This is a genomic window from Clostridium caldaquaticum (assembly GCF_023806125.1).
GTDB classification, from domain to species: domain Bacteria; phylum Bacillota; class Clostridia; order Clostridiales; family Clostridiaceae; genus Clostridium_AT; species Clostridium_AT caldaquaticum.
Window position 1 is genome coordinate 78,712 of record NZ_JAMSKT010000010.1, and the last position, 22,882, is coordinate 101,593.

Consider the following 22,882-nt stretch of genomic DNA (forward strand, 5'->3'; position numbering starts at 1 on the left):
TATAAGTTAGTATATCATTTTATATTTTTAAAATCAAAATATATATAATAAAAATTTAAATATAGTCTACTTATATGGTAAAATATAAGTATTAAAATTTATTCAGTTACTAAGTATATGCTTTCTAAAATAATATTTAATTATAAGGAGATGAGTTGAATGAAATTCACTAAGATGCATGGAAACGGAAATGATTTTATTGTTATAGAGGATTTGGATAATAAGATAACAGATGAAGGTGCTTTGGCTAGAGAATTATGTAACAGAAACTTTGGTATAGGAGGAGATGGAATCCTTATTGTAAGAAAAAGTAATATAGCTCATATACAGATGGTAATTATAAATTCAGATGGTTCGTATGCAGCTATGTGTGGAAACGGCATAAGATGTTTTGCAAAATATGTATGGGAAAATAATCTGGTAAGCAGTGAAAATATAGACATAGAAACAGGAGATGGAATTAAAAAAGCTTACTTAACTATTGAGGATAATGAAGTTAAAACTGTTACTATTAATATGGGGACATCTTCCTTCAAACCTCATTTAATACCAGCTAAAGCAGATGAAGAAATTATTAATAAAACTATTACCGCAGGAGAAAAAAAATTTGTTATAAGTTCTCTGCTTATGGGAGTTCCTCATACTGTAATACTAGGACAACTGGAATCATTTGATGTAAATGATGGAAAACTTATAGAAAAACACAGCATGTTTCCACAAGGAACAAATGTTAATTTTTGCGAGGTTATAAATAGAAATAAAATCAAAGTAATGACTTGGGAAAGGGGAGCGGGACCTACTTTAGCTTGCGGTACAGGAAGCTGTGCAGCAGTAGTAGTTGCTAATAAACTGGGGCTTATAGAAGATAAAGCTACTGTTTTAATCCCTGGTGGAAGCCTTTTTATTGAGATTACTAATGAAGGAGTTTTTATGACTGGTCCAGCAGTAGTGTCTTTTCAAGGAGAGTATAACAAATTGAAGTAGTAAAATAATATATAAAACAAGTATGTTATCAATCTTTTTTGATAGCATATTTTTTTATTTTTTGCTCATACTATAAGGTTTAAATTTTATAGAAAAGGCTATAATGATAAGTATAAAATCAGCAAAAAAGGTGTAGAGTATTATGAGTTTTTTTTCTCAATCAATTAATATTTCTCTGAATTATATAGATTTAAAAAATGTAGAAATAAATCCTATTGCTTTAAAAATGGTTTCAAAAGAAATTATGTCTAAACATTGTCTTATTCCTTTTAATATAAATGAAGATATAGTTTATATAGCTATGAGTAACCCGCAGGATAACAAAATTATAGAAGATTTACATTTTTTAATAAAAAAGAAAATAAAAACTTTTGCTGCAGATAAAAATCAAATATTAAACATTTTGAGTGCAATTAATGAAAAAGAAAATGCAGATATTGCGATGGAACAGCTGAAGAGAGAATACGGAAAAAATAATAATAAATTAGAAGTAAATACAGCAGAGCATATATCATTGGAAAACTCTCCTATTATCAAACTAACGAATTCTATAATTATAGGAGCTATTAAAAGGGGAGCAAGTGATATTCATATTGAACCCTTTGAAGATATTGTTTTAGTAAGGTATAGAGTTGATGGAATTCTTCATGAACATATGAAAATACCTAAAGATATTTACCCTGCTTTATGTATTAGAATAAAGGTTCAATCAGGAATGGATATTGCAGATAAGAGATTGCCTCAAGATGGAAAGCTTGAGTTTAAAGTTAAAGAAATAGCTTATGATTTAAGAATATCTTCTTTACCTACCATGCATGGTGAAAAAATAGCTATAAGAATTTTATATAAGAGAGAATGTTTAATGACACTTAAAGCTTTGGGGTTCAGTAACTCAGGTATAGAAGACATAGAAAGAGTTTTAAAGAGCAATCACGGAATTATTCTGGTTACAGGTCCAACTGGAAGTGGAAAGACTACTACTTTATACGCAATGCTTAATCAAATGGACAAAATACACAAAAATATTGTTACTATTGAAGATCCTGTAGAATATACCATTAAAGGAATAAATCAAGTGAATGTAAATTCTAAAGCAGGATTAACTTTTGAAAGCGGTTTAAGGAGTATTTTAAGGCAGGATCCGAATGTAATAATGATAGGAGAAATTAGAGATGAGGAAACTGCGCAAATAGCCATCCGAGCAGCTATTACAGGACATCTGGTAATTTCTACCTTGCATACAAATGATGCTGCATCCTCTATATTGAGGCTTATTGATATGGGGGTACCAAATTATCTTGCAGCAGATTCACTATTAGTTTGTATAGCTCAAAGACTTGTCAGAGTCATATGTAGCTGCTGCAAAGTAAAGTATAAAGCTTCTGATAAGGAAATAATTGATTTAGCTTTAAACAAAAATAAGCAGATTTATAAAGGAAAAGGCTGCCATCATTGCAATAATACAGGTTACAAGCATAGAACTGTGGTATATGAAATAATGTATGTAGATGAGAAACTGAGAAGACTCATAGTTAATGAAAATAGTGCAGGTAAGCTTAGAAGTTATAATGAAATAAAAGGAATGCTGTCTCTTAGGGATTACTGCAGAGAACTAGTAAAAAAAGGGGTAACTACTTATGAAGAATATATAAAACTTTGCAGTAGTTATTTGTAGTTATCTATTATGTAAACAATAATTGGGGTGTAGAAGTATGGCTTTTTGTATTTATAAAATTAAAAATTTAAAAGGGGAAGAATTAGAAGGCAAATGTTGGTGTTCTGATAAGCAAGAGTTAGTAGTATCCTTAAGAGATAAAGGTTTTTATATAATTCAATATAAAGAACTTGGATATAAAAAAAATAGTCTAGTAAATAAAAATGTGTCTTCAAAGGATTTATCTTTATTTTGTGCACATTTTTTTACACTTTTATCTGCAGGTATAAATATATCAGAAGCATTGTCCATACTTTACAACGAAAGCTTAAATAAAAATATAAGAAAAAGCTTATATGAAATAAGGGAAATGGTTTACCAAGGGGCAGAGTTATCCTACTGCATGAAAATATATAATAACATTTATCCTGAGTATTTAATAAATATGATAAAAGTTGGTGAGGAAAGTGGTAAGCTGGAAAATGTAGTATCCAACTTATCAAAGTTTTATCATTATGAAGATAAAGTTAAGAGAAAAATACTTAAGTCAATGCTGTATCCAGGTATCATATTTTTAACCAGTATTTTAATTATGGAAATTATGATTACTAATGTAATTCCTGTTTTTTTAACTACCTTAAATAGTTTAGGAGCAAAGATACCACTACTTACCTCTTGGTTTATTTTAATTGCAACTTTTGTAAATAATTATTTTATTTATTTTGCAGCTGCTATAGTAGTTACGTTTTTAATGCTTAATTATTATGATAAGTTAGCTGGCGTTAAAAAGTTTTTTCATCGCTTTATATTGTATAATAAGATAATCAAAGATTTAATGGTAAAATTGGCTTCAGTTAGGTTTTCTAGAACTTTAGGAATTCTTTTACAAAGCGGTATTCATATTATAAATGCATTTGAAATAGCCTGCAGTGTAATAAGTAATGAATATTTAAATTCTAAAGTTAAAATATGTTTAAAAGAAATTAGAGCAGGTAAAAGTATGTCAGAAAGTATAAAAAGTACAGAGATTTTTCCGTCTATATTATATTCTATGATAAGAATAGGTGAAGAAACAGGTACTTTGCCAGAAATGTTGTTAAAATTTTCAGAAGTTATGGAAGAAGAAGTATATAATTCAATTGATAAATCTACAACGCTTATTGAACCAGCCATGATTATAGTGCTTTCACTTGTAATTGGAACAATGCTTGTATCCCTGCTTCTTCCTATGATAAGTATAATGGATAATTTATAAAAAGGAGATTAGATAATGAAAGTAAAAAAAGGTTTTACACTTATAGAAGTAATTATAGCAGTTTCTATAGTGGTTATTTTAGCCAGTCTTACTGTTCCAAAAGTATCAGGTTATATTGAAAAAGCAAAGAACACAAAGGCAATTAGTATGGGAAAGGAAATATATTCTGCAGCTATGTGGAGTTACTCTGAACAAGAAAGCAGTTTCAGTAACAAATCAAATATTTTAAATGCAATTAATGATGTAACTGGAGTACAAGGACTTACAAGTGATTCTATCACTATTGCAGATTCTAAAAATGTATCTATAAAGTTTACTAACGACAATAATGTTTATGTAATAAACATTAATGCTAATACTAGTGGTTATACCATTATGAAGGATGATACTTTAATATTTAATTCAAATCAATAATTAAACGGTGATTAATTTGAAGATTAAAAAAGGTTTTACAATATTAGAAATTTTAATAGTTATTTCAATTGTTATCTTGCTTAGTGCTTCAAGCTTAATAACTTCTTCTAATTATAATAGAATGAAAAACGATATAGATTTAATCATGAGTGAAAATATGATATTAGGTATTATAAATGATGGAAAGCAGTATTGCAGAAAAAAACAAAAGCCTGGATTTGTATTTTTTAATATTATCAATAATGAAGTTAGTTTTAAGTGTGATGGTAAAAAAATAGATAGTTTTACTTTGCCAGAAGGAATAAAAATAAATTCAATAAATATGAAACTTTCAAAGATAGATATTAATAAAAATGGAATAGCTTGCGATGCTGGAACAATTACTTTGAGAGATAATAAAAACAATCTATACAGCATTACTGTTAATGTAGGAGTTGGCTATGCTGAAATCAAATAAGAAATCAGGCTTTACTATAATTGAAGTTTTATGTGCACTTAGTATCTTTTCTATTTTATTTAACTGTATAATGTGTATTCAATTAAATAATATGAAGCTTAAAAAGTACAACAAAGAGTTATCAAGCTTTTTATATGTTTTAGAGGCAGTTAAGAAGGAGATAATTTTTAATTCTACCTATAGCAGCATAAAAAATTTAAATAATAATGGTAGAAAATATATTAGGAAAGATAAGTTAACTATTGATAATATAAAAACTCTTAAATTAGAAGAAATATTCGATGTGGATAAGGAAAATGATGACAGCTATTTAGTTATGAAAATAACTGATGGTGAAGTTTTAAAAATAGAATTAGAGCTTTATGTAAAAATAAATAACCGGGAAGAAAAAATAAAATGTGAATTTTATAAAGGTAATTATATATGAAAAAAGGATTTACTCTTTTAGAAGTAATTGTTTCTGCTGGAATAGCTAGTATTTTAGTAAGTATATTAATTCCAATATTTTTAAAATACAATTTAATCTATAAAGAAAATACAAAAGAATATAGAGAATATTTTTACTGTTTTGAGGCTCTTATGTTTATAGAACAGGAAATTAATAATGGAAAAAATGTAAGGATTAATAATAATGTAATACAAATAAATTATTCTGATGGTATTACAAAAAAATACATACAACAAAACACAAATGGGTGCATTGTACTTGTTCATACAGAAAATAATGTTGTAAAAGCAGTTAATAATATATTAAATAATATTAGCAGTTTTACAGTTGTTCAAAAAAGAAATACAACATACATATGTATAACTGCTAGAAGTGGAGAAAGATACGAACGATGTTTTGGAATAAAGCTGGAAACATAAAAAAGGGCTATATACTCATATATATACTTTTTATAGGTATGCTTTGTCTGCTTATAGTTTTGTCTTTTTTTACAATGGAGTTAAAAAAGACTAAAGATGTTGTGAGTTATAAAGATTACATTATTATGAATAAAAAAGAGGATGAATATAGAGAATATTTGTTTACTGAATTGTATAAAAACATAATACAGAATGTAATCCCGCTAACTTCTGATTGTGTTGATTTTTACTTAAATAATAATATTATTAGTTATGATATAGATGGTAAAAAAGGAAGTCTTAAATATGATTTAGTAAGCAAAAAATTCTTATTTGAGAGTTATGTAGATGATTATTGCTTTAAAAGAGAGATTTATGAATACAAAATTACAAATGGAAATTTAAAGTTTATTTATAATAAGACTATATTCGTAGAAGGCAGGATAGAATAAATGTTTAGAAGGCAAATAGTGATTGAGTTAGGTGAAGAATATATAGCAAAGCATAATAGTTATAAAAGTTTTGAATATAAGCTTAATATATCTGAAGGCATTAATATAGATATAAAAAAAAGCAAAGTGAATATTGTATTAGAAGGGGAAGAGGTTAATGTAAGAAATTTTATACTTCCAAAGACAAAGTCAAATCAAGTTTATGATTTAATAAAGGATGAATTATATTATTATTTCAGAAATATTGATAATTTAATTTTTGCTTATTCGATTATTAAGCAAGATAAAGATAATCAGCAATTTGCAGTATTTTGTGTAAATAGTAATAAATTAGCAGTAATAAATGAACTTATGCATACTGATATCAATATTAGAGGCATTTATTTGCTCCAGTTTTCTGTTATAAACTACTTTAAAAGAAAAATAAAAAGTGAAAATTATATTTTTATTTTTGAGTATAGAGATAAGCTATATTTGTTATGTTGTATCTACAATAAAGTTATTTATAACAGTATAATAAAAGATTATGTTAATGAAGAAAATTTAATACGTAAGTTTTATGATTTTATAAACAAAAGTAAAAAATATTCGGAAAAAAATATTGAAAATATATACTTTGCTAATATAAGAAGCAAAAAAATTATAGATTTAATTTCACGGGATTTTAAGTGTGAAGATTTAGGAGATTTAAACCAAAAGAGATTATTTAGAGGTATTGCAGCAAAAAGAGGATAAATTTTATGGAAAACTTGAATTTTATACCAAAAGAATTAGAAAAAAAGTTTATAGATATTAAGATAAAAAAATATAAAACTTGTATATTAGTTTTGTGGCTGTTATGTTTAATTTTATATGGTACTATGTTATTCGGTAAAAGCAAAAACGAACAATTGATTCAAAAGAAAAAAGCTATAATAAGTTATAAACTAAGTGAAACTGAAATATCTAATGCTCATTTAAAAAAAACTAGCTATACTATACAGAGTTTTAAAAAATTTTTAGCGGATTTAAATAAAGATTTAAATTATAAAAGCGTTGAAATAAATGATAATAAGATAACTGCTGACTTAATAATTTATAATAAAGATCAATACTATAGTATTATTAAAAATATTGAAAATTATGGTGGGTATAGTATTTTGTCTCTTTCTCCTCTTTATGAAAAAGATAATGTTTTTAGTTTTAATTTTATTTTAGAGGTTAAGCTATGAAAAAATATAACTTAAATTTATATAAACTGATAGTATTAGTGTTTGTAACTATTATTTTTTTGTTATGTGAAGAAAATTATAAACTATTTTCAAGTATAAAATCTATAAATGTTAGTAGCCATACCTTTAGTTATTCTAGTATACATAAAAAGTACGGATACAGTGATATTTTGAGTATATTGTTAAAAGATAGCAATATAACAATTAAAAATATTGGCAGTGCTTTGGAAGATGAAAATATTGCTAACATAGAAATAGAATATAGCGGAGATATTAATTCTTTCTATAATATCCTACAAGATTTTCAGAACTTAGATAATTTTTGTTATGCTGACAATGTAAAAATAGTGATAGATTACAGTAATAAACAGAATATAAGTTCAAAACTCTATTTTATAAAAAATAAATAGCATTAAAAGCATAAAGAAATTTAAAGAATTTAAAGAAATAAATAATAATGTTTGCAAATAATCACAAGTTTTGATAAAATATCTTTGGTAAGAATTCCATAGAAATTAATCTACTATAGTATTTAATAAAATCATTAGTTAACTATATTAAATAATTTTGGTATTAATTCACCTGAAAGGGTTATAATATAAATGAATTTATAGTTTTTGGAGGGATACTTAATGATATCAGCAGGAGATTTAAGAAAAGGTACTACTTTTGAATTAGATGGACAAGTTTACACAGTAGTTGATTTTCTACATGTAAAGCCAGGAAAGGGAGCTGCTTTTGTTAGAACAAAGTTAAGAAATGTTATTCAAGGCGGGGTAACAGATAGAACTTTTAACCCTACCGATAAATTACAGGAAGCAGTTATAGAAAGAAAAGAAATGCAGTATTTATATTCTGATGGAGAACTTTACTACTTTATGGATCCAGAAACCTTTGATCAAATTCCTCTTAATCATGAAAAGGTAGAGGAGGCTATTAAATTCTTAAAAGAAAACATGTTTGCTGTAATTAAATTTTATAAAGGAGAAGCATTTTCAGTAGAACCACCAAACTTTGTAGAACTTCAAGTAACATATACTGAACCAGGTGCAAAAGGAAATACAGCTACAAATACACTAAAACCTGCAACAGTGGAAACAGGTGCAACTGTTATGGTTCCTTTATTTGTGAACGAAGGTGAAATGATAAGAATAGATACTAGAACTGGTGAATATATGGAGAGAGTTTAGAACATAATATAAAATAGTTTAATAGATAATAGCAGTATAAAATAATGATTTTATACTGCTAATTTTTTACTTAAAAAGGATGTGTTAATATGGAATCAATGGTTTCAAAAGTAGCTTATTTAAATGGTTTAATTGATGGAATGGATATTGATAAAACTACAAAAGAAGGTAGAGCAATATCCGAAATAGCAAGTATACTAAAAACGATGGCGGAGGAAATTGATTTATTAAGAGAAAATCAAAATGAAATGGAAGATTATGTAGATGCAATTGATGAAGATTTAAGTAATTTAGAAGAAGACATTTATGATGATGAAGAGTGTGAAGAAGATGATCTTGGAAGTTATATAAATTTACAGTGCCCTCATTGTGAGGAGACCGTTTATATTGACAGAGATATATGCAGATGTAATGAGAAGATAACCTGCCCAAATTGTCATAAGGAAGTTCTACTTGATTGCTGTAAAGAAAAGGAAAAGTAAAAGAGATTAGACACACAAGGTTTTGCCTTATGTGTCTTTTTTTGCTTGAATAATTTTAGAATTAAGTGGAATAATTTCACTAAAATTATAATAGGAATTATATAGGAAGGGAGGATAAAAGATGAAGAATACTAAAGATGTTTTAGATATCTTACCTAGTAATATAAAGTCTGTAATTAAGGACATAAAGGGACTGGATACCTTGCAGGAGATTAGATTAAAAGTGGACAAACCATTGATTTTACAATTAGGGAATGAAGAGGTAATTACAGGAGTTATAGTATCAGTACAAGATATAAAGCTTATTATTCAGCATATAAGCAATTATTCTATTTATGCTTTTGAAGAAGAAATTAAGCAGGGATATATAACTATAAAGGGTGGACATCGAGTTGGTTTGTGCGGTAGCTGTGTCATTGAGAATAACAAAATAAAAACTATTAAAAGTATAGGTTCTATAAATATAAGAGTATGTAAGGAAGTAGAAGGTTGTTCTGATAATTTAATGCCTTATATTGTTAAAGATAATAAATTAATGAATACAATAATTATATCTCCTCCTAGATGTGGAAAAACAACTTTAATTAGAGATATAGCTAGAAATTTATCAGATGGTATTAAAAAAATAAATTTTAAAGGTAAAAAAGTTTGTATCATAGATGAAAGAAGTGAAATAAGCGGATGCTATAATGGTATTCCTCAAATGAATGTAGGAGTTCGCACTGATGTATTAGACAATTGTCCTAAAGCAGAAGGGATTATGATGGCCATTAGAAGTATGTCCCCAGAAGCCATAGTTTGTGATGAAATCGGAACTCATAAAGATATGGAAAGTATTATAATGGCTCTTAATTCAGGCATTAATCTTATAACTACTATACATGGTTATGGAATTGAAGATTTATTCAACAGGCTTGTTTTTAAAGAAATAGTTGAAAATCATGTATTTAGGAGAGCTGTAGTATTAAGTACTCGTTACGGGGCTGGCACAATAGAATATGTTTATGACTTTGAAAAAAAAGAAGAACTATGGAGGGGATAAAATGATTAAGGTTATGGGTTGTTTATTAATTTTGGCGGCATCAACAGCAGGAGGCATTATATATGGTGAAGGTTTTAAAAAAAGGGTTAAACAGCTTAATGAATTAGAAAGAGCAATAAACCAGCTTCAAAATGAAATAGAATATACCTATACTCCTTTGCCAGAAGCCTTGTACAATGTGTCAAAAAAGAGCGAAAATCCAATCAGTGATATTTTTATGAAAGCGTCAAATTTACTTTATTCAAATGAAGTAGAGACTGTACATGAGGCATTTATCAGATGTTTTAATGATAAGGATATAGCTTTAAATATAAATAAAGAAGATATAAATATAATTTTAGATCTGTCCAAATCATTGGGGGAGTCAGATTTAGAAGGTCATAAAAAAATATTTTCTCTTTTTATTAGTAATTTAAAAAAGAGAATAAGTAGTGCAGAGATTGAAATGAATAAAAATGTTAAGATGTACCGCTACTTAGGTTTTAGTATTGGTGCCATGATAGTAATAGTTTTGGTATAGGAGGTGGACAAGATGTTGGATATAAATATAATATTCAAAATTGGCGGTTTAGCAATAATATTAATAATACTAGACAAGGTTCTTAAATCCTCAGGAAAGGATGACTTTGCTACAATAGCTAATCTTACAGGTATTATTATAATTTTAACTATGGTTATAAATCTAATAAGTAAGTTATTTAGCAGCGTAAAAACCATGTTTACATTATAGAAGTCATAACGATTAATAATTGTTATGTGCTTAAAAGGCATACAGGAGGGATTATGGAAATAGTCAAAATTGTAGCATTTGCATTTATTGCTCTGTTTATAGTGTTTATATTAAGAAAAGAAAATGGAGTATTGGCAATACAGCTGAGCACAGTGGTAGGTATACTAATATTTCTATTTATGATATCAAAAATTACAGCTATATTACAGCTGCTTCAGCAGTTAGCTATAAAAGCGAACATAGATTATGTATATATAAACACTGTTTTTAAAATATTAGGTATAGCATATTTAGCTTCATTTTGTGCAGAAATATGCAGGGATGCAGGGGAAGGGAATATAGCTTCTAAGGTTGAATTTGCAGGAAAAATATTAATATTGGTACTTGCCATACCAATATTAATGGCAGTGCTTCAATCAATTCTGAAGATAATGTAAAAGATGCAATGATTAAAAATTATTGCATGCTTAAAAGGAATACAGGAGGGAATTATGAAAAAAATTATTATAGTAGTTTTAATGATTATTCTTTTTCCTTTAAATGTCCAGGCTGCACAAGGAAGCGGAAATAATATAGATAAAGATGAAAGTCAGCAGGTTGAACGATTATATGATTATATATTAAATATGAAAACAGAATATGAAGTTTTAAAAGACTTGGATGCAAAACAATTTGTCAATGAATTTATGAAAACAGGAGATGGGAAGTTTTCTATTAAGAAAATATCTAACGCTTTATTTATCTACAGTTTTAGAGAAGTAGCAGCAATACTTAAGACAGTATCTATACTAGTAATAATCGCTATAGTATGTGCTCTTTTGAATAATTTGCAAAAGGCTTTTAGTAAAGAAGAACTATCAAATATAGCCTATTTTGCCTGCTATGCTATGATAATCATACTTGTAACAAAAAGTTTTTATACTGCAGTTGGAGTAGCAAAGGATACTATAAATAGAACTTCAGATTTTATGTCAGCTCTCATACCTGTACTTATGGTACTGTTGGCAAGTGTAGGAGGTTTTACAGAGGCGGCAGTTATGGATCCTATAATAATAGCTGCAATTAATATTAATGCAAAAATATATGTAAACATTATAATACCTATAATTTTTATGAGTTTTGTTCTTCAGTTTGTAAATAATATATCTCATGAATTTAAAATTGAGAAGCTTACAAAGCTTCTCAATCAGATAGCTTTATGGACTCAAGGCTTTGTGATGACTATTTTCATAGGAATTATAACAATACGAGGAATAACCTCTAAGACCATAGATCAAGTTACAATTAAAACAGCTAAATATGCTGTTGATAATTTTGTACCTATTATTGGAAAGGCTTTATCGGATGCTATTGCTACAGTTGCTGGATATTCTCTTTTGTTAAAAAATGCACTTAGTGCTTTAGGATTAGTAATAATTTTAGCTATTGTGATTTTCCCAATACTTAAAATACTTATAATGTCTTTTATGTATAAGCTTACTGCTGCGTTAATTGAGCCTATAAGTGACAGTAAAATTGTAAATTGTATAACATCAGTAGGAAATTCCTTAACGATGCTTATGTCTTGTGTTATAAGCGTATCGATTATGTTTTTTATTATGGTATCTATAATAGCATCCGCTGGAAAAATGGCAGTAGGAGGGTGATGAAAATCAAATAATAGGATAAAAGTAGGTGTGAATATGATTGAAGAACTAAGGACTTGGATTATTTCTATATGTACAGCTGTAATATTTATAACAGCCGTAGAAATGGTTATGCCAAATAACAGCTTTAAAAAGTATACAAAATTTGTTTTAGGATTAATACTTATTACAGTTTTAATTAATCCAATTATCAAGCTGTTCGATAGGAACTTTAATATTGATGATTATGCAAACAAAGCTGTGCAATATTTTGACCAAAAAGGTTACGAACAAAATTTTGAAAAATATAAAGAAAACAGCATGACTAATACTTTGAATATTTTTAAGTTAAATTTAGAAAATCAGTGTGAGAAAAAGTTAAAGGAAAAATTTCCTAAAAACAACTATAAAGTTGATGCAGCTGTTGGTTATGACGAAAGCAATAACAGTGTTTTTATTAAAAATTTAAAGATAGGATTACAAGATGGAAAAGTGGAAAAGGTTAAAAAGGTAGAAGTAAGCACAAAAAGTGATCTGGAAAACTCAGTACAGGTATTGAATGACGAAAAGAGCAGGCTGCTTAAAGATTACTTAAGCAAGGAGCTGGGAGTTTCTTCAGATGTAATTGAAGTATACAAGCAGTAGTCTGTATTTAGTTTTTTATGGATATTTACATAAAATTTAAATATAACAAGAAGCATAACAATTGTTAATTGTTATATGTTTATAAGGAATACAGGAGGCGCGAAGATTAATAATCTTTGTGTACAGAATAGGAATACAGGAGGGTAAACTATGGATTTAAATAAAATTTTAGATGGTATTATTAAAGAATTAAAGAAGTTATTTACATCTAAGGAGAACAAAGTTGAAAAAAGCAAGAATAATAAGCTGCCCAATTTCTTAATTGCCTGTTTAAGTATTGTACTCATTGGCATATTAGTGGTGATAGGTACTGACTATTTTAAAAGTACCAGCACAGCTAAAATAAATACAGAAGCTAATGTTGTATCGGTGAAAACTAATACAAGTACTGAGGATTACGAAACAGCAGCTGAAAATAAATTAAAATCTGTTCTTGAGGACATGAAAGGTGTTGGAAAAACAAAAGTTATGATAACTGTAGAAGGAAGCGAAGAACAGATACCTGCTGTTAATATAAATGATTCAACAAGTATTACAAAGGAAAGGGATGATGCAGGAGGGACTAGGGATACAACCCAAAAAAATAGTGGAAGTACTATTGTAGTAACAAATGATGGAGTGAAAAATCAACCTCTTATAGTTCAAACTAAAAAACCAAAGATTATTGGGGTTTGCGTTATTGCAGAAGGGGCAAAGGATAAAGTAGTACAACTTCAGATAACACAGGTTGTAACTAGACTATATAACCTGACATCAGATAAAGTTAGCGTATATCCTATGGAAAATTAGAATATATTATAAAAAATAATCATATAATGCATTAGAAAGATTTGATGGGAGGAAGATATAAATGAATAAGAAACAAGCCTTTATTATTGCCACTTTACTAGTATTAATTGTGTGTGCAGGAATACTTGCCACAAAGGTCAACAGCCCATTATATGTTGACTCCACAGAAATACAGAAGACAGATGCTTCAAGTTCCAAAAGTGACTTCTTTACAGAGCAAAAGCTGAAACGTGAGCAAAGGTATGCTACGGATGTTCCTACATATAAAACTATAATAGATGACCCCAATGCTGCAAAAGAAACAAAAGAAACTATGGCTAAGAAGCTTCAAACATTAACTACAAATAATACAAACGAACAAAAAATAGAAGCTGCACTGCAAGGAAAAGGATATGAAGATTCTTTCTGTCAAATATCAGAAGATAAGGTTATGGTATATGTAAAGACTGCTGAGAAGCTTACAGAAAAGCAGACTAAAGATATTAAAAATATAGTATTAGGCATAACAAAGATTAAGGACGTTGAAATTGCTATGAAACAATAATATTTGTAAAATTATAATACATTTGATATAATGTACATAAGAAAAAACTATTACTTGCATAAGCAAGGAGGTACTGAGATGGAAGAAAATCAAAGAGAAGAAATGGATATGGGGATAGTAAAAATATCTGATGAGGTTGTTGGAGTTATTGCGGGTTTAGCTGCTACGGAGATTAAAGGCATAGTAGGAATGAGTGCTAATCTTGTAGGAGGTATAACTCAAATTCTCACAGGAAAGAAGAATCTTTCCAAGGGAGTTAAGGTAAATGTAGGAGAGAGCAGTTCAACAATTGAATTATATGTGGTTGTTGAGTATGGGGTTAAGATACCGGATGTTTGCAGGCAAGTACAGGAAAATGTTAAAAAGACAGTAGAAACTATGACAGGACTTGAAGTTTCTGCAGTAAACGTACATGTTCAAAATGTGGTAATCCCTAAGCAAGATGAAAATCAGGTTGAATATGAAGAGTAATATTTCCCTCTGAGATTACAGAGGGTTTTTTCTTGTGCTTTTATTTTAAGATAAAAGCTAAACAATTATTGTAAAAAAATCTTATATTGGTATAATTATATTTAACTTGATAATAATTCAAATATAGAATAATATAAATAATTGATGAACTTACCAATGGTGCTAGTTTATTATTAGGAGGAACAAAATGAACAGAAGAAAATCTAGAGAAATTGCTATGAAGTTGCTTTTTGAAATGTCTATTAATAAAGAGAGTTACGAGCATATTTTAGAGAATTTTAAGGAACATACAGACTTAGATTTAAAGAATTTAGATTTTGATTACATTATAAGAGTGTTAAAAGGGGTTCAGGAAAATAGTACAGATATAGACAGTAAAATTGAAAAATATTTAGTGAATTGGAAGCTGTATAGATTGTCTAAAATCGATTTGGCAATATTAAGAATTTCAACTTTTGAAATATTTTATGAAAAAGATATACCTGAAAAGGTTTCTGTTAATGAAGGCGTGGAACTTGCAAAAAAATATTCAGATGAAAAATCTTTTGGATTTATTAATGGAGTATTAGATAGAATGATAAAAGAGAGTAATGTTTAGAACAAGGGGGTAAATCAATGGGAAACATAATTGATGGAAAAGTTATTGCCAAGAACTTAAAAATGGAAATAAAAGAGCAGATTGATAAAAAAAAAGCTGAAGGGTTAAGAGGACCATGCCTAGCTGCAGTACTTGCTGGTAGTGATGGAGGTTCTATAAGCTATACTAACAATCAAAAGAAACTTTGCGATGAATTAGGTGTGGAGTATAGAAAAATTTCTTTAAGTGATAAAGTAAGTGAGAAAGAGTTTTTAGAGCTTTTAGATAGATTAAATAATGATAAAGAAGTTGATGGTATAATAATTCAGCTCCCTTTGCCTAAGCATTTAGATGAAAAGAAAATAACATCAAGATTAAGCTATTTAAAAGATGTAGATGGATTAACAGATATTAATTTAGGGAAGTTTTATAAAGGTGAGAGTTCTTTTGTGCCATGTACTCCTCAAAGTATTATAAAACTTATAAAAAATACTGGTTGTAGTATTGAAGGCAAGCACGCAGTAGTAGTTGGAAGAAGCAATATCGTAGGAAAACCTGCTGCTGCACTTCTTTTAAGTGAAAATGCTACTGTTACTATATGTCATTCAAAAACAAAGAATCTAAAAGAAGTTTGCAAAAGTGCAGATATATTGGTTTGTGCTCTTGGAAAACCTTCTTTTATAAATAAGGAATATGTTAAAGAGGGAGCTATAGTTATAGATGTTGGAACTACTATGGTTGAAGGTAAAATAAAAGGTGATGTACTATTTGATGAAGTAATGCCTATAGCTTCTTTCTTAACACCAGTACCAGGTGGAGTTGGAGCTATGACTACTACAATGCTGATAAAAAATACATGCGAGGCTTGGATTAAAAATGTATATTAAAACTTTATCTGTTACTGCACTTAATAACTATGTAAAAAAGATAATTGATTCTGATTTTATACTGAACAATATAAATGTAAAGGGTGAAATATCAAACTTTAAAATGCATTCAAGCGGACATTTGTATTTTTCCTTAAAAGATGATAGAAGTAAAATAAATTGTATAATGTTTAAAGACTATGCGAGGGCTTTAAATTTTATTCCAAAAGATGGAGATAATGTAATAATAAAAGGAAAGCTGTCCGTTTATGAAAAAGAAGGAGTCTACCAGCTGTACTGTCATGAAATGATACAACAGGGCATTGGAGAACTCTATGTTGCTTTTCAGCAGCTTAAATTAAAGCTTGAAAGAGAAGGTTTGTTTAGTTCAGCACACAAAAGGCCTTTACCTAAATATCCTAGAAAAGTAGGAATAATAACTTCTCCTACAGGAGCTGCAATAAGAGACATTATAAATGTTTCTACTAGAAGGAACAGCTCTGTAGAGCTACTTATATATCCTGCCTTAGTTCAAGGAGAAAATGCCAGTGAAGATATTATAAAGGGTATAGAAACATTAAATAAAATCGAAAATGTAGATGTAATTATTTTGGCTAGAGGTGGAGGATCTTTAGAGGAGCTTTGGGCTTTTAATAATGAAAAATTGGCTTACTCAGTTTATAATTCTAAAAAGCCTATCGTAACTGGTGTAGGCCATGAAACTGATTTTACTATAGTTGATTTTGTAAGTGACAGAAGAGCATCAACCCCTTCAGCAGCTGCAGAAATAGTTATTCCTAGCTTGCTGGAATTAAATTCAAGAATAGATAATCTTAAAGAAAATTTAATTTTTAATATGAATAGAATTATAAGAGATAAGTATAATAGAATTCAAATATTAAATAAATCTTTAAATATACACAGTCCTATGAATTACATATTAAATCAATATAATTATATATCTAGTTTACAAGATAAGCTGAATTATACAATGAATATTAATATAGCTATGAAAAAAGAAAATCTTAACAAAATTTATGCTTTAATTGAAGCACATAATCCTCTTAAGGTATTAAGTAAAGGATATGCAGTAATTGAAGATTTGGCAGGAAACATAATAAGTGAAAAAAGGGTACTTAAAGAAAGTAACTCTGTTAAAATTATATTTAAAGATGGAAATATTAATGCAAATATTCAATGTTTAGATGAACTATAAGTATATTGTGGAGGAACTTAATATGACAAAAAAAAGTGAATCCTTTGAAAATATGATGAATAAATTAGAGGATCTTGTGAAAATTATGGAAAGTGAGCAGTTAAGCTTAGAGAAATCTATGAAACACTATGAAGAGGGTATTAAGCTTTGCAATAAGCTGTATAAAGCTTTAAATGATGCTGAGAATAAGGTAAAAATACTTATTGATAATAAAGAAGAAGATTTTTTGAATAATGAGGAATAAAAATGGATATAAAAAGGTTAAAAGAGGAAGTGGAAACTTTCTTAAAGCAATATTTTGAATCTAAGGGTTCTTATAATAAAAAAATTTACGAGGCTATGAGTTACAGTATTAATTTAGGCGGTAAAAGGATTAGACCTATATTAATGCTTCTGGTTTATAACATGTACAATAAGGATTATAAAGAAATTTTACCTGTAGCTGCAGCTATAGAGATGATTCATACATATTCATTAATTCATGATGATTTACCCTGCATGGATAATGATGATTTTAGAAGAGGAAAACCTTCTAATCATAAAGTTTTTGGAGAGGCAATAGCTGTGCTTGCAGGAGATGCTCTTTTAAATGAGGCTGTAAGCATAATGTTCAGCTATTGTCTTCAAAGAGGTTACAAGGAATTAAAAGCTTGCAGTATTATAGCAGATTCCGCTGGAGCTGAAGGTATGATTGGTGGCCAGGTAGTAGATATATTAAGCGAAGGTAAAAGCATATCTAGTGATGAATTGACCTATATGCACAGTAAAAAAACCGGAGCATTAATTACAGCATCAATACTAGCAGGTGCATTTCTTGCAGAGGTGCCGGAAAATGATATAAAATTGCTTAAAGAGTATGGTGAAAAGTTAGGTTTAACTTTCCAAATTAGAGATGATATATTAAATGTCATCGGCAATAAGGAATTATTAGGTAAAAGCGTAAACAGTGATTTAGAAAATGAAAAAACTAATTTTATAACTGCTTATGGCCTTGAGAAGTGTAAAGTGATGTGCGAAAGTCTTACAAAAGAGTGTATTTCATTGTTAAAAGAATTAGGAAGAAATACTGATTCCTTGCAAGAGTTGACAATGTTTTTGCTTGAAAGACAATTTTAACATTAGATAGTAACATATTTTGAAAAAAGTATATCACTATGATATAATAACAATTGTAAGCTACTAAGAAGGATAAGTTAGTAGCTTTTATTATGCTTATAAAGGGAAAACTTTACATTTTCAAATTTAGATTAATAGTATATTGATTTTATTATAAGGTTAGCATAATAAATAGTGGTTTAAAAATAGAGATAATAAAGTGAAAACAAAATAAACTCTTTAAAAAGGAAAGATACTTATGTATGAAATGTTAAATAAATATAGGGACATTAAAGATATTAAAGGTATGTCTCTTGCTGAATTAGAATATTTAGCAAATGATATAAGAAGTTTTTTAATAGATAAAGTTTCTAAAACGGGCGGTCATTTAGCTTCAAATTTAGGCGTAGTTGAGCTTACTTTAAGTTTATATAATGTATTTGATTTTAATGAGGATAGGCTTATTTGGGATGTGGGACATCAAGCTTATATTCACAAGATATTAACTGGTAGAAGAGATAAGTTTGACACTTTAAGAAAATTTGGTGGAATCAGCGGTTTTCCTAAGAGAGAAGAAAGTCCTTTTGATATGTTTGAAACAGGTCATAGCAGCACTTCAATATCAGCAGCACTTGGAATGGCTAGAGCAAGGGATTTAAATAAAAAAAAATATAATGTAGTTGCAGTTATTGGAGATGGTGCCTTAACTGGAGGTATGGCACTTGAAGCGTTGAACGATGTTGGATATAGAAAAACTAAGATAATAGTTATTCTAAATGATAATGAAATGTCTATAGGGAGGAATGTAGGGGGATTGTCCACTTATCTTAGCAAGCTAAGAGCAGACCCAAAGTACAATTGGTTAAAGAAAGAGCTTAATACAACTTTAAGAAAGATACCAAGCATTGGGAAAGGTATGGCGGATTCGCTTGAGAAGCTTAAGGATGGAATAAAGCAGGTTATAGTTCCAAGCATGCTGTTTGAAGATATGGGACTAAAATATCTAGGACCTATAGATGGTCATAATATTAAAGAACTTAGCAAAGTTATGTCAATGGCAAAGAGTATAAGTGAACCTGTAATAATCCATGTTGTAACTCAAAAAGGAAAAGGCTATGAGTATGCTGAAAAAAGTCCAGATAAATACCATGGTGTAGGGCCTTTTGATTGTGACAGTGGAGAAGTAAGTGTAACTTCTACTGTTGAAACTTATTCAAATGTTTTTGGAAAAGAAATTGTGGAGTTGGCAGCTTCAAACAAAAATATAGTAGCTATTACGGCAGCAATGAGAGACAGTACAGGATTAAGACAGTTTGCAAAAGAATTTCCAGAAAGGTTTTTTGACGTAGGAATTGCAGAACAGCATGCTGTTACAATGGCTGCAGGTATGGCAAGCCAAGGACTTAAACCTGTATTTGCTGTATATTCTACTTTTTTGCAAAGAGCGTATGATCAGATTCTACATGATGTATGCATACAAAAACTACCTGTAGTATTAGCAATTGATAGAGCTGGTATTGTAGGAGAAGATGGGGAAACTCATCAGGGAGTATTTGATTTGTCATATCTTTCACATATGCCAAATATGACTATCATGACACCTAAATGTACTGAAGAGCTTAGATTTATGTTAAGATGGTCTGTAAAGCAAAATTATCCTGTTGCCATAAGATACCCGAGAGGTGGAGACAGTGATAAAGTAAAACTTTATGCTTTGAAAAATTTTTCAAGAGGTAAATGGGAAATTTTATATTCACCTGAAAAATATAATGAAAAACATAAAAAAATAGCTGTTATAGCTGCAGGGAAAATGGTTCAGTCTGCTTTGCTTACAAAGGAAAAGTTAACTCAGTATCCTATAGATTTAACAATAGTTAATGCTTGCTTCATAAAGCCAATAGATGAAGATATGTTGAAGAGTTTGGTAGAAGAGGGCAATATTATTGTTACAATAGAAGATAATGTAATACATGGAGGCTTGGGAGCTTCTGTAATTCAATATGTATCTAGTTTAAATAACAAAACAAAAGTTTTAAACCTTGGGTTTAAAGATGAATTTATTACACATGGAAGTATTGATATATTATATAAGCTATATGGTCTGGATGTAAACGGGATAATTAAAAGCTTATTAAAAGCAGCTGATTAGATAAATGGATATGTGAAGAATAAATAATGCAGGAGGATAATATGTCTGAAACAAAAGAAAGATTAGATGTACTGCTTGTTAATAAGGGTATGTTCTCATCTAGAGAAAAAGCAAGAGCTAGTATTATGGCAGGACAAATATTTGTAGAAGGACAAAGAATTGATAAGTGCGGAGAAAAAGTAAAAAAAAATGCCAATATAGAGTTTAAGGGTGAACAGCTTCCTTATGTAAGCAGAGGAGGACTGAAACTCGAAAAGGCTGTTAATACTTTTAATATAAAATTAAAGGATAAGATATGCTTTGATATAGGTGCTTCTACAGGAGGTTTTACCGACTGTATGCTTCAAAACGGAGCAAGAAAAGTAGTAGCAATAGATGTTGGCTATGGACAATTTGCTTGGAAGCTCAGAACTGACCCTAGAGTACTTTGTCTTGAAAGGACTAATGTAAGATATGTTACTTTGGAACAGGTTGGTGAAATTGGTGACTTTGCAAGCATAGATGTTTCTTTTATTTCACTGAAAAAGGTAATAGAGCCGGTTGTAAACTTGCTTAATGATAATGGTGAAGTGATGGCGCTTATAAAACCTCAATTTGAGGCTGGTAGAGAAAAGGTTGGTAAAAAAGGTGTAGTAAAAGAGCCTTCAACGCACAAAGAAGTCATTTATTCAATAGCTAACTTCATATTAGATAAAGGAATGAAAATTATAAATTTAGATTATTCGCCTATAAGAGGGCCTGAAGGGAATATAGAATATCTTATCTATTTTACAAAAGATAAACAATATGAGGGGAACTTTGAAATGGGTTATATAAATAAAATAGTTGAATATGCACATGATACTTTAAAGTAATATGGCCGCTTGGGAGGAATTATGAGAAATATAGGCATTAATGTGAATAAGTCAAAGGATAAGGAAGGAAAAATATTATCCTCAATTATAAATATTATTAAAAATATTATATTAAATTCAGATATTAGAATATTTTATGACACTCAAGGATTGACACAAAAAGCAACTAAAGATTTAGATTTTATTATGTCACTTGGCGGCGATGGAACTCTTCTAGGTACGGCTAGGGAGATTGCTAGATATAATATACCTATAATGGGAGTAAATATTGGTAATCTTGGATTTCTTACAGAAGTTGAAAGTTCAGAAGTAGAAGAGGCTATTTATAGTATACAGGAAGGTAGATATTATTTAGAAGATAGAATAATGCTGGATTGCAATATAGTTGGTGATGGAAAATACGGTAATTTTATAGGTCTAAATGACGTAGTGCTTTCTAAAGGAACTCTTGCTAGAATGGCTAAATATGAAATATATATAGATGATAAATTTTATTCTTCTTTTACAGCAGATGGAGTAATAGTTTCAACCCCTACAGGTTCAACTGCATATTCTCTTTCTGCTGGAGGCCCTATTATGTTTCCTGACTTAAAATTAATGTCTATAACCCCAATATGTCCACATTCTCTAGGTGCTAGAACCATTGTTATAGATGGCAGCAGTAAGGTGTGTATACGAATAATGAAAAAATATGAAAGTGTATTTTTAACTGTTGATGGTCAACAGTCACTTGAATTAAGTGAAAAAGATAGAATTAATATAAGTATGTCCAATAATAAGTGCAGATTAATAAAACTTGATGGATATGATTATTTTAATATTTTAAGAAAAAAAATAACTTCAAGAACTAAAGAGTGTGAAGGTGATAAAGAATGAAAATTGCTAGGCAAGCAAAGATTTTAGAGATTATTAATGAAAAAGATATAGAAACTCAAGAAGAACTGGCTGAAGAACTGAAAAATATGGGAATGGATGTTACTCAAGCTACTGTATCTAGAGATATTAAGGAATTAAAACTTACTAAAGTATTATCAAACAGCGGCAAGTACAAATATGCTTCTATTTCTCCGGTTGAAAAATTTATGTCAGATAAACTTGTTAGCATTTTTAGCCAGACGGTACTTTCTGTAGAGAATATTGATAAATTTATTGTAGTAAAAACCATGTCTGGTTCAGCTTCCGCAGCTGCAGAGGCTATTGATTCCCTTAATTTCGAGGGAATTGCTGGTACTATTGCGGGAGATAATACTATTTTTATTTTAGTAAGAACTAGTGAACAAGCTAACCAGTTAGTTCAAAAGATAAAAAAAATGATAAGTGAACAGGAGGCTTAA

Annotated in this window: 31 protein-coding genes; all 31 read left to right on the forward strand. The window is 29.0% G+C overall.

Annotated features, from left to right (window positions below):
* The first annotated feature begins 159 nt into the window (after positions 1-159).
* Positions 160-984 carry a diaminopimelate epimerase gene (gene dapF, locus M2651_RS08285; protein ID WP_252131876.1) on the forward strand — a complete coding sequence of 275 codons (825 nt, stop codon included), beginning with the start codon at positions 160-162 and terminating at the stop codon, positions 982-984.
* A gap of 142 nt (positions 985-1,126) precedes the next feature.
* Positions 1,127-2,659, forward strand: a complete 1,533-nt coding sequence (locus M2651_RS08290) for a GspE/PulE family protein (RefSeq protein WP_252131877.1) — start codon at positions 1,127-1,129, stop codon at positions 2,657-2,659.
* Positions 2,660-2,696: 37 nt separating this feature from the next.
* Positions 2,697-3,893 (forward strand): type II secretion system F family protein, encoded by a 1,197-nt coding sequence (locus tag M2651_RS08295; protein ID WP_252131878.1) that lies wholly within the window; start codon positions 2,697-2,699, stop codon positions 3,891-3,893.
* A gap of 15 nt (positions 3,894-3,908) precedes the next feature.
* Positions 3,909-4,307 carry a prepilin-type N-terminal cleavage/methylation domain-containing protein gene (locus M2651_RS08300; protein WP_252131879.1) on the forward strand — a complete coding sequence of 133 codons (399 nt, stop codon included), beginning with the start codon at positions 3,909-3,911 and terminating at the stop codon, positions 4,305-4,307.
* 16 nt (positions 4,308-4,323) lie between these two features.
* Positions 4,324-4,764: a prepilin-type N-terminal cleavage/methylation domain-containing protein gene (locus M2651_RS08305; RefSeq protein ID WP_252131880.1), complete on the forward strand. Its 441-nt coding sequence runs from the start codon at positions 4,324-4,326 to the stop codon at positions 4,762-4,764.
* Complete coding sequence (locus M2651_RS08310; RefSeq protein ID WP_252131881.1) at positions 4,748-5,191, forward strand: type II secretion system protein; 444 nt, start codon at positions 4,748-4,750, stop codon at positions 5,189-5,191. The genes M2651_RS08305 and M2651_RS08310 overlap by 17 nt, the downstream gene beginning before the upstream one ends.
* Entirely contained in the window at positions 5,188-5,631 is a 444-nt protein-coding gene (locus M2651_RS08315) for a type II secretion system protein (protein ID WP_252131882.1), read from the forward strand. Before M2651_RS08310 ends, M2651_RS08315 begins: the two co-directional genes overlap by 4 nt.
* Positions 5,604-6,062, forward strand: coding sequence for a hypothetical protein (locus M2651_RS08320; RefSeq protein WP_252131883.1), 459 nt, complete (start codon positions 5,604-5,606; stop codon positions 6,060-6,062). Before M2651_RS08315 ends, M2651_RS08320 begins: the two co-directional genes overlap by 28 nt.
* Positions 6,063-6,797, forward strand: a complete 735-nt coding sequence (locus M2651_RS08325; protein WP_252131884.1) for a hypothetical protein — start codon at positions 6,063-6,065, stop codon at positions 6,795-6,797.
* A gap of 5 nt (positions 6,798-6,802) precedes the next feature.
* Entirely contained in the window at positions 6,803-7,273 is a 471-nt protein-coding gene (locus M2651_RS08330; protein WP_252131885.1) for a hypothetical protein, read from the forward strand.
* Positions 7,270-7,683 carry a hypothetical protein gene (locus tag M2651_RS08335; RefSeq protein ID WP_252131886.1) on the forward strand — a complete coding sequence of 138 codons (414 nt, stop codon included), beginning with the start codon at positions 7,270-7,272 and terminating at the stop codon, positions 7,681-7,683. Before M2651_RS08330 ends, M2651_RS08335 begins: the two co-directional genes overlap by 4 nt.
* Before the next feature lie 222 nt (positions 7,684-7,905).
* On the forward strand, positions 7,906-8,463 hold the full coding sequence (gene efp / locus M2651_RS08340; protein ID WP_252131887.1) for an elongation factor P: 558 nt from the start codon (positions 7,906-7,908) through the stop codon (positions 8,461-8,463).
* An 89-nt stretch (positions 8,464-8,552) separates the two neighbouring features.
* Entirely contained in the window at positions 8,553-8,945 is a 393-nt protein-coding gene (locus M2651_RS08345) for a CD1247 N-terminal domain-containing protein (RefSeq protein ID WP_252131888.1), read from the forward strand.
* 121 nt (positions 8,946-9,066) lie between these two features.
* Positions 9,067-9,987, forward strand: coding sequence for a stage III sporulation protein AA (gene spoIIIAA, locus M2651_RS08350; protein ID WP_252131889.1), 921 nt, complete (start codon positions 9,067-9,069; stop codon positions 9,985-9,987).
* 1 nt (position 9,988) lies between these two features.
* Positions 9,989-10,507, forward strand: a complete 519-nt coding sequence (spoIIIAB, locus tag M2651_RS08355; protein WP_252131890.1) for a stage III sporulation protein SpoIIIAB — start codon at positions 9,989-9,991, stop codon at positions 10,505-10,507.
* A 12-nt stretch (positions 10,508-10,519) separates the two neighbouring features.
* Positions 10,520-10,717 (forward strand): stage III sporulation protein AC, encoded by a 198-nt coding sequence (gene spoIIIAC, locus M2651_RS08360; RefSeq protein ID WP_252131891.1) that lies wholly within the window; start codon positions 10,520-10,522, stop codon positions 10,715-10,717.
* A gap of 53 nt (positions 10,718-10,770) precedes the next feature.
* Positions 10,771-11,154, forward strand: a complete 384-nt coding sequence (gene spoIIIAD, locus M2651_RS08365) for a stage III sporulation protein AD (RefSeq protein ID WP_252131892.1) — start codon at positions 10,771-10,773, stop codon at positions 11,152-11,154.
* Positions 11,155-11,208: 54 nt separating this feature from the next.
* A complete protein-coding gene (spoIIIAE, locus tag M2651_RS08370; protein ID WP_252131893.1) occupies positions 11,209-12,363 on the forward strand; it encodes a stage III sporulation protein AE in 1,155 nt (384 codons plus the stop codon).
* Between the two features lie 36 nt (positions 12,364-12,399).
* Positions 12,400-12,987, forward strand: coding sequence for a stage III sporulation protein AF (spoIIIAF, locus tag M2651_RS08375; RefSeq protein ID WP_252131894.1), 588 nt, complete (start codon positions 12,400-12,402; stop codon positions 12,985-12,987).
* 150 nt (positions 12,988-13,137) lie between these two features.
* Positions 13,138-13,776, forward strand: coding sequence for a stage III sporulation protein AG (gene spoIIIAG / locus M2651_RS08380; RefSeq protein WP_252131895.1), 639 nt, complete (start codon positions 13,138-13,140; stop codon positions 13,774-13,776).
* A 61-nt stretch (positions 13,777-13,837) separates the two neighbouring features.
* Entirely contained in the window at positions 13,838-14,320 is a 483-nt protein-coding gene (locus M2651_RS08385; RefSeq protein ID WP_252131896.1) for a SpoIIIAH-like family protein, read from the forward strand.
* A 78-nt stretch (positions 14,321-14,398) separates the two neighbouring features.
* Complete coding sequence (locus M2651_RS08390) at positions 14,399-14,791, forward strand: Asp23/Gls24 family envelope stress response protein (protein WP_252131897.1); 393 nt, start codon at positions 14,399-14,401, stop codon at positions 14,789-14,791.
* 187 nt (positions 14,792-14,978) lie between these two features.
* Positions 14,979-15,389, forward strand: coding sequence for a transcription antitermination factor NusB (gene nusB / locus M2651_RS08395; RefSeq protein WP_252131898.1), 411 nt, complete (start codon positions 14,979-14,981; stop codon positions 15,387-15,389).
* Between the two features lie 17 nt (positions 15,390-15,406).
* Positions 15,407-16,255, forward strand: coding sequence for a bifunctional 5,10-methylenetetrahydrofolate dehydrogenase/5,10-methenyltetrahydrofolate cyclohydrolase (locus tag M2651_RS08400; protein ID WP_252131899.1), 849 nt, complete (start codon positions 15,407-15,409; stop codon positions 16,253-16,255).
* Complete coding sequence (gene xseA / locus M2651_RS08405) at positions 16,245-17,450, forward strand: exodeoxyribonuclease VII large subunit (RefSeq protein WP_252131900.1); 1,206 nt, start codon at positions 16,245-16,247, stop codon at positions 17,448-17,450. The genes M2651_RS08400 and xseA overlap by 11 nt, the downstream gene beginning before the upstream one ends.
* A 22-nt stretch (positions 17,451-17,472) precedes the next feature.
* Complete coding sequence (locus tag M2651_RS08410) at positions 17,473-17,694, forward strand: exodeoxyribonuclease VII small subunit (protein ID WP_252131901.1); 222 nt, start codon at positions 17,473-17,475, stop codon at positions 17,692-17,694.
* Positions 17,695-17,696: 2 nt separating this feature from the next.
* Entirely contained in the window at positions 17,697-18,566 is an 870-nt protein-coding gene (locus M2651_RS08415) for a polyprenyl synthetase family protein (RefSeq protein ID WP_252131902.1), read from the forward strand.
* Positions 18,567-18,804: 238 nt separating this feature from the next.
* The gene (dxs, locus tag M2651_RS08420; protein ID WP_252131903.1) at positions 18,805-20,694 is read left to right on the forward strand and encodes a 1-deoxy-D-xylulose-5-phosphate synthase; all 1,890 of its coding nucleotides are present in this window, start codon (positions 18,805-18,807) and stop codon (positions 20,692-20,694) included.
* A 41-nt stretch (positions 20,695-20,735) separates the two neighbouring features.
* Positions 20,736-21,548, forward strand: a complete 813-nt coding sequence (locus tag M2651_RS08425; protein ID WP_252131904.1) for a TlyA family RNA methyltransferase — start codon at positions 20,736-20,738, stop codon at positions 21,546-21,548.
* 21 nt (positions 21,549-21,569) lie between these two features.
* Complete coding sequence (locus M2651_RS08430; RefSeq protein ID WP_252131905.1) at positions 21,570-22,424, forward strand: NAD(+)/NADH kinase; 855 nt, start codon at positions 21,570-21,572, stop codon at positions 22,422-22,424.
* On the forward strand, positions 22,421-22,882 hold the full coding sequence (locus M2651_RS08435; protein ID WP_252131906.1) for an arginine repressor: 462 nt from the start codon (positions 22,421-22,423) through the stop codon (positions 22,880-22,882). The genes M2651_RS08430 and M2651_RS08435 overlap by 4 nt, the downstream gene beginning before the upstream one ends.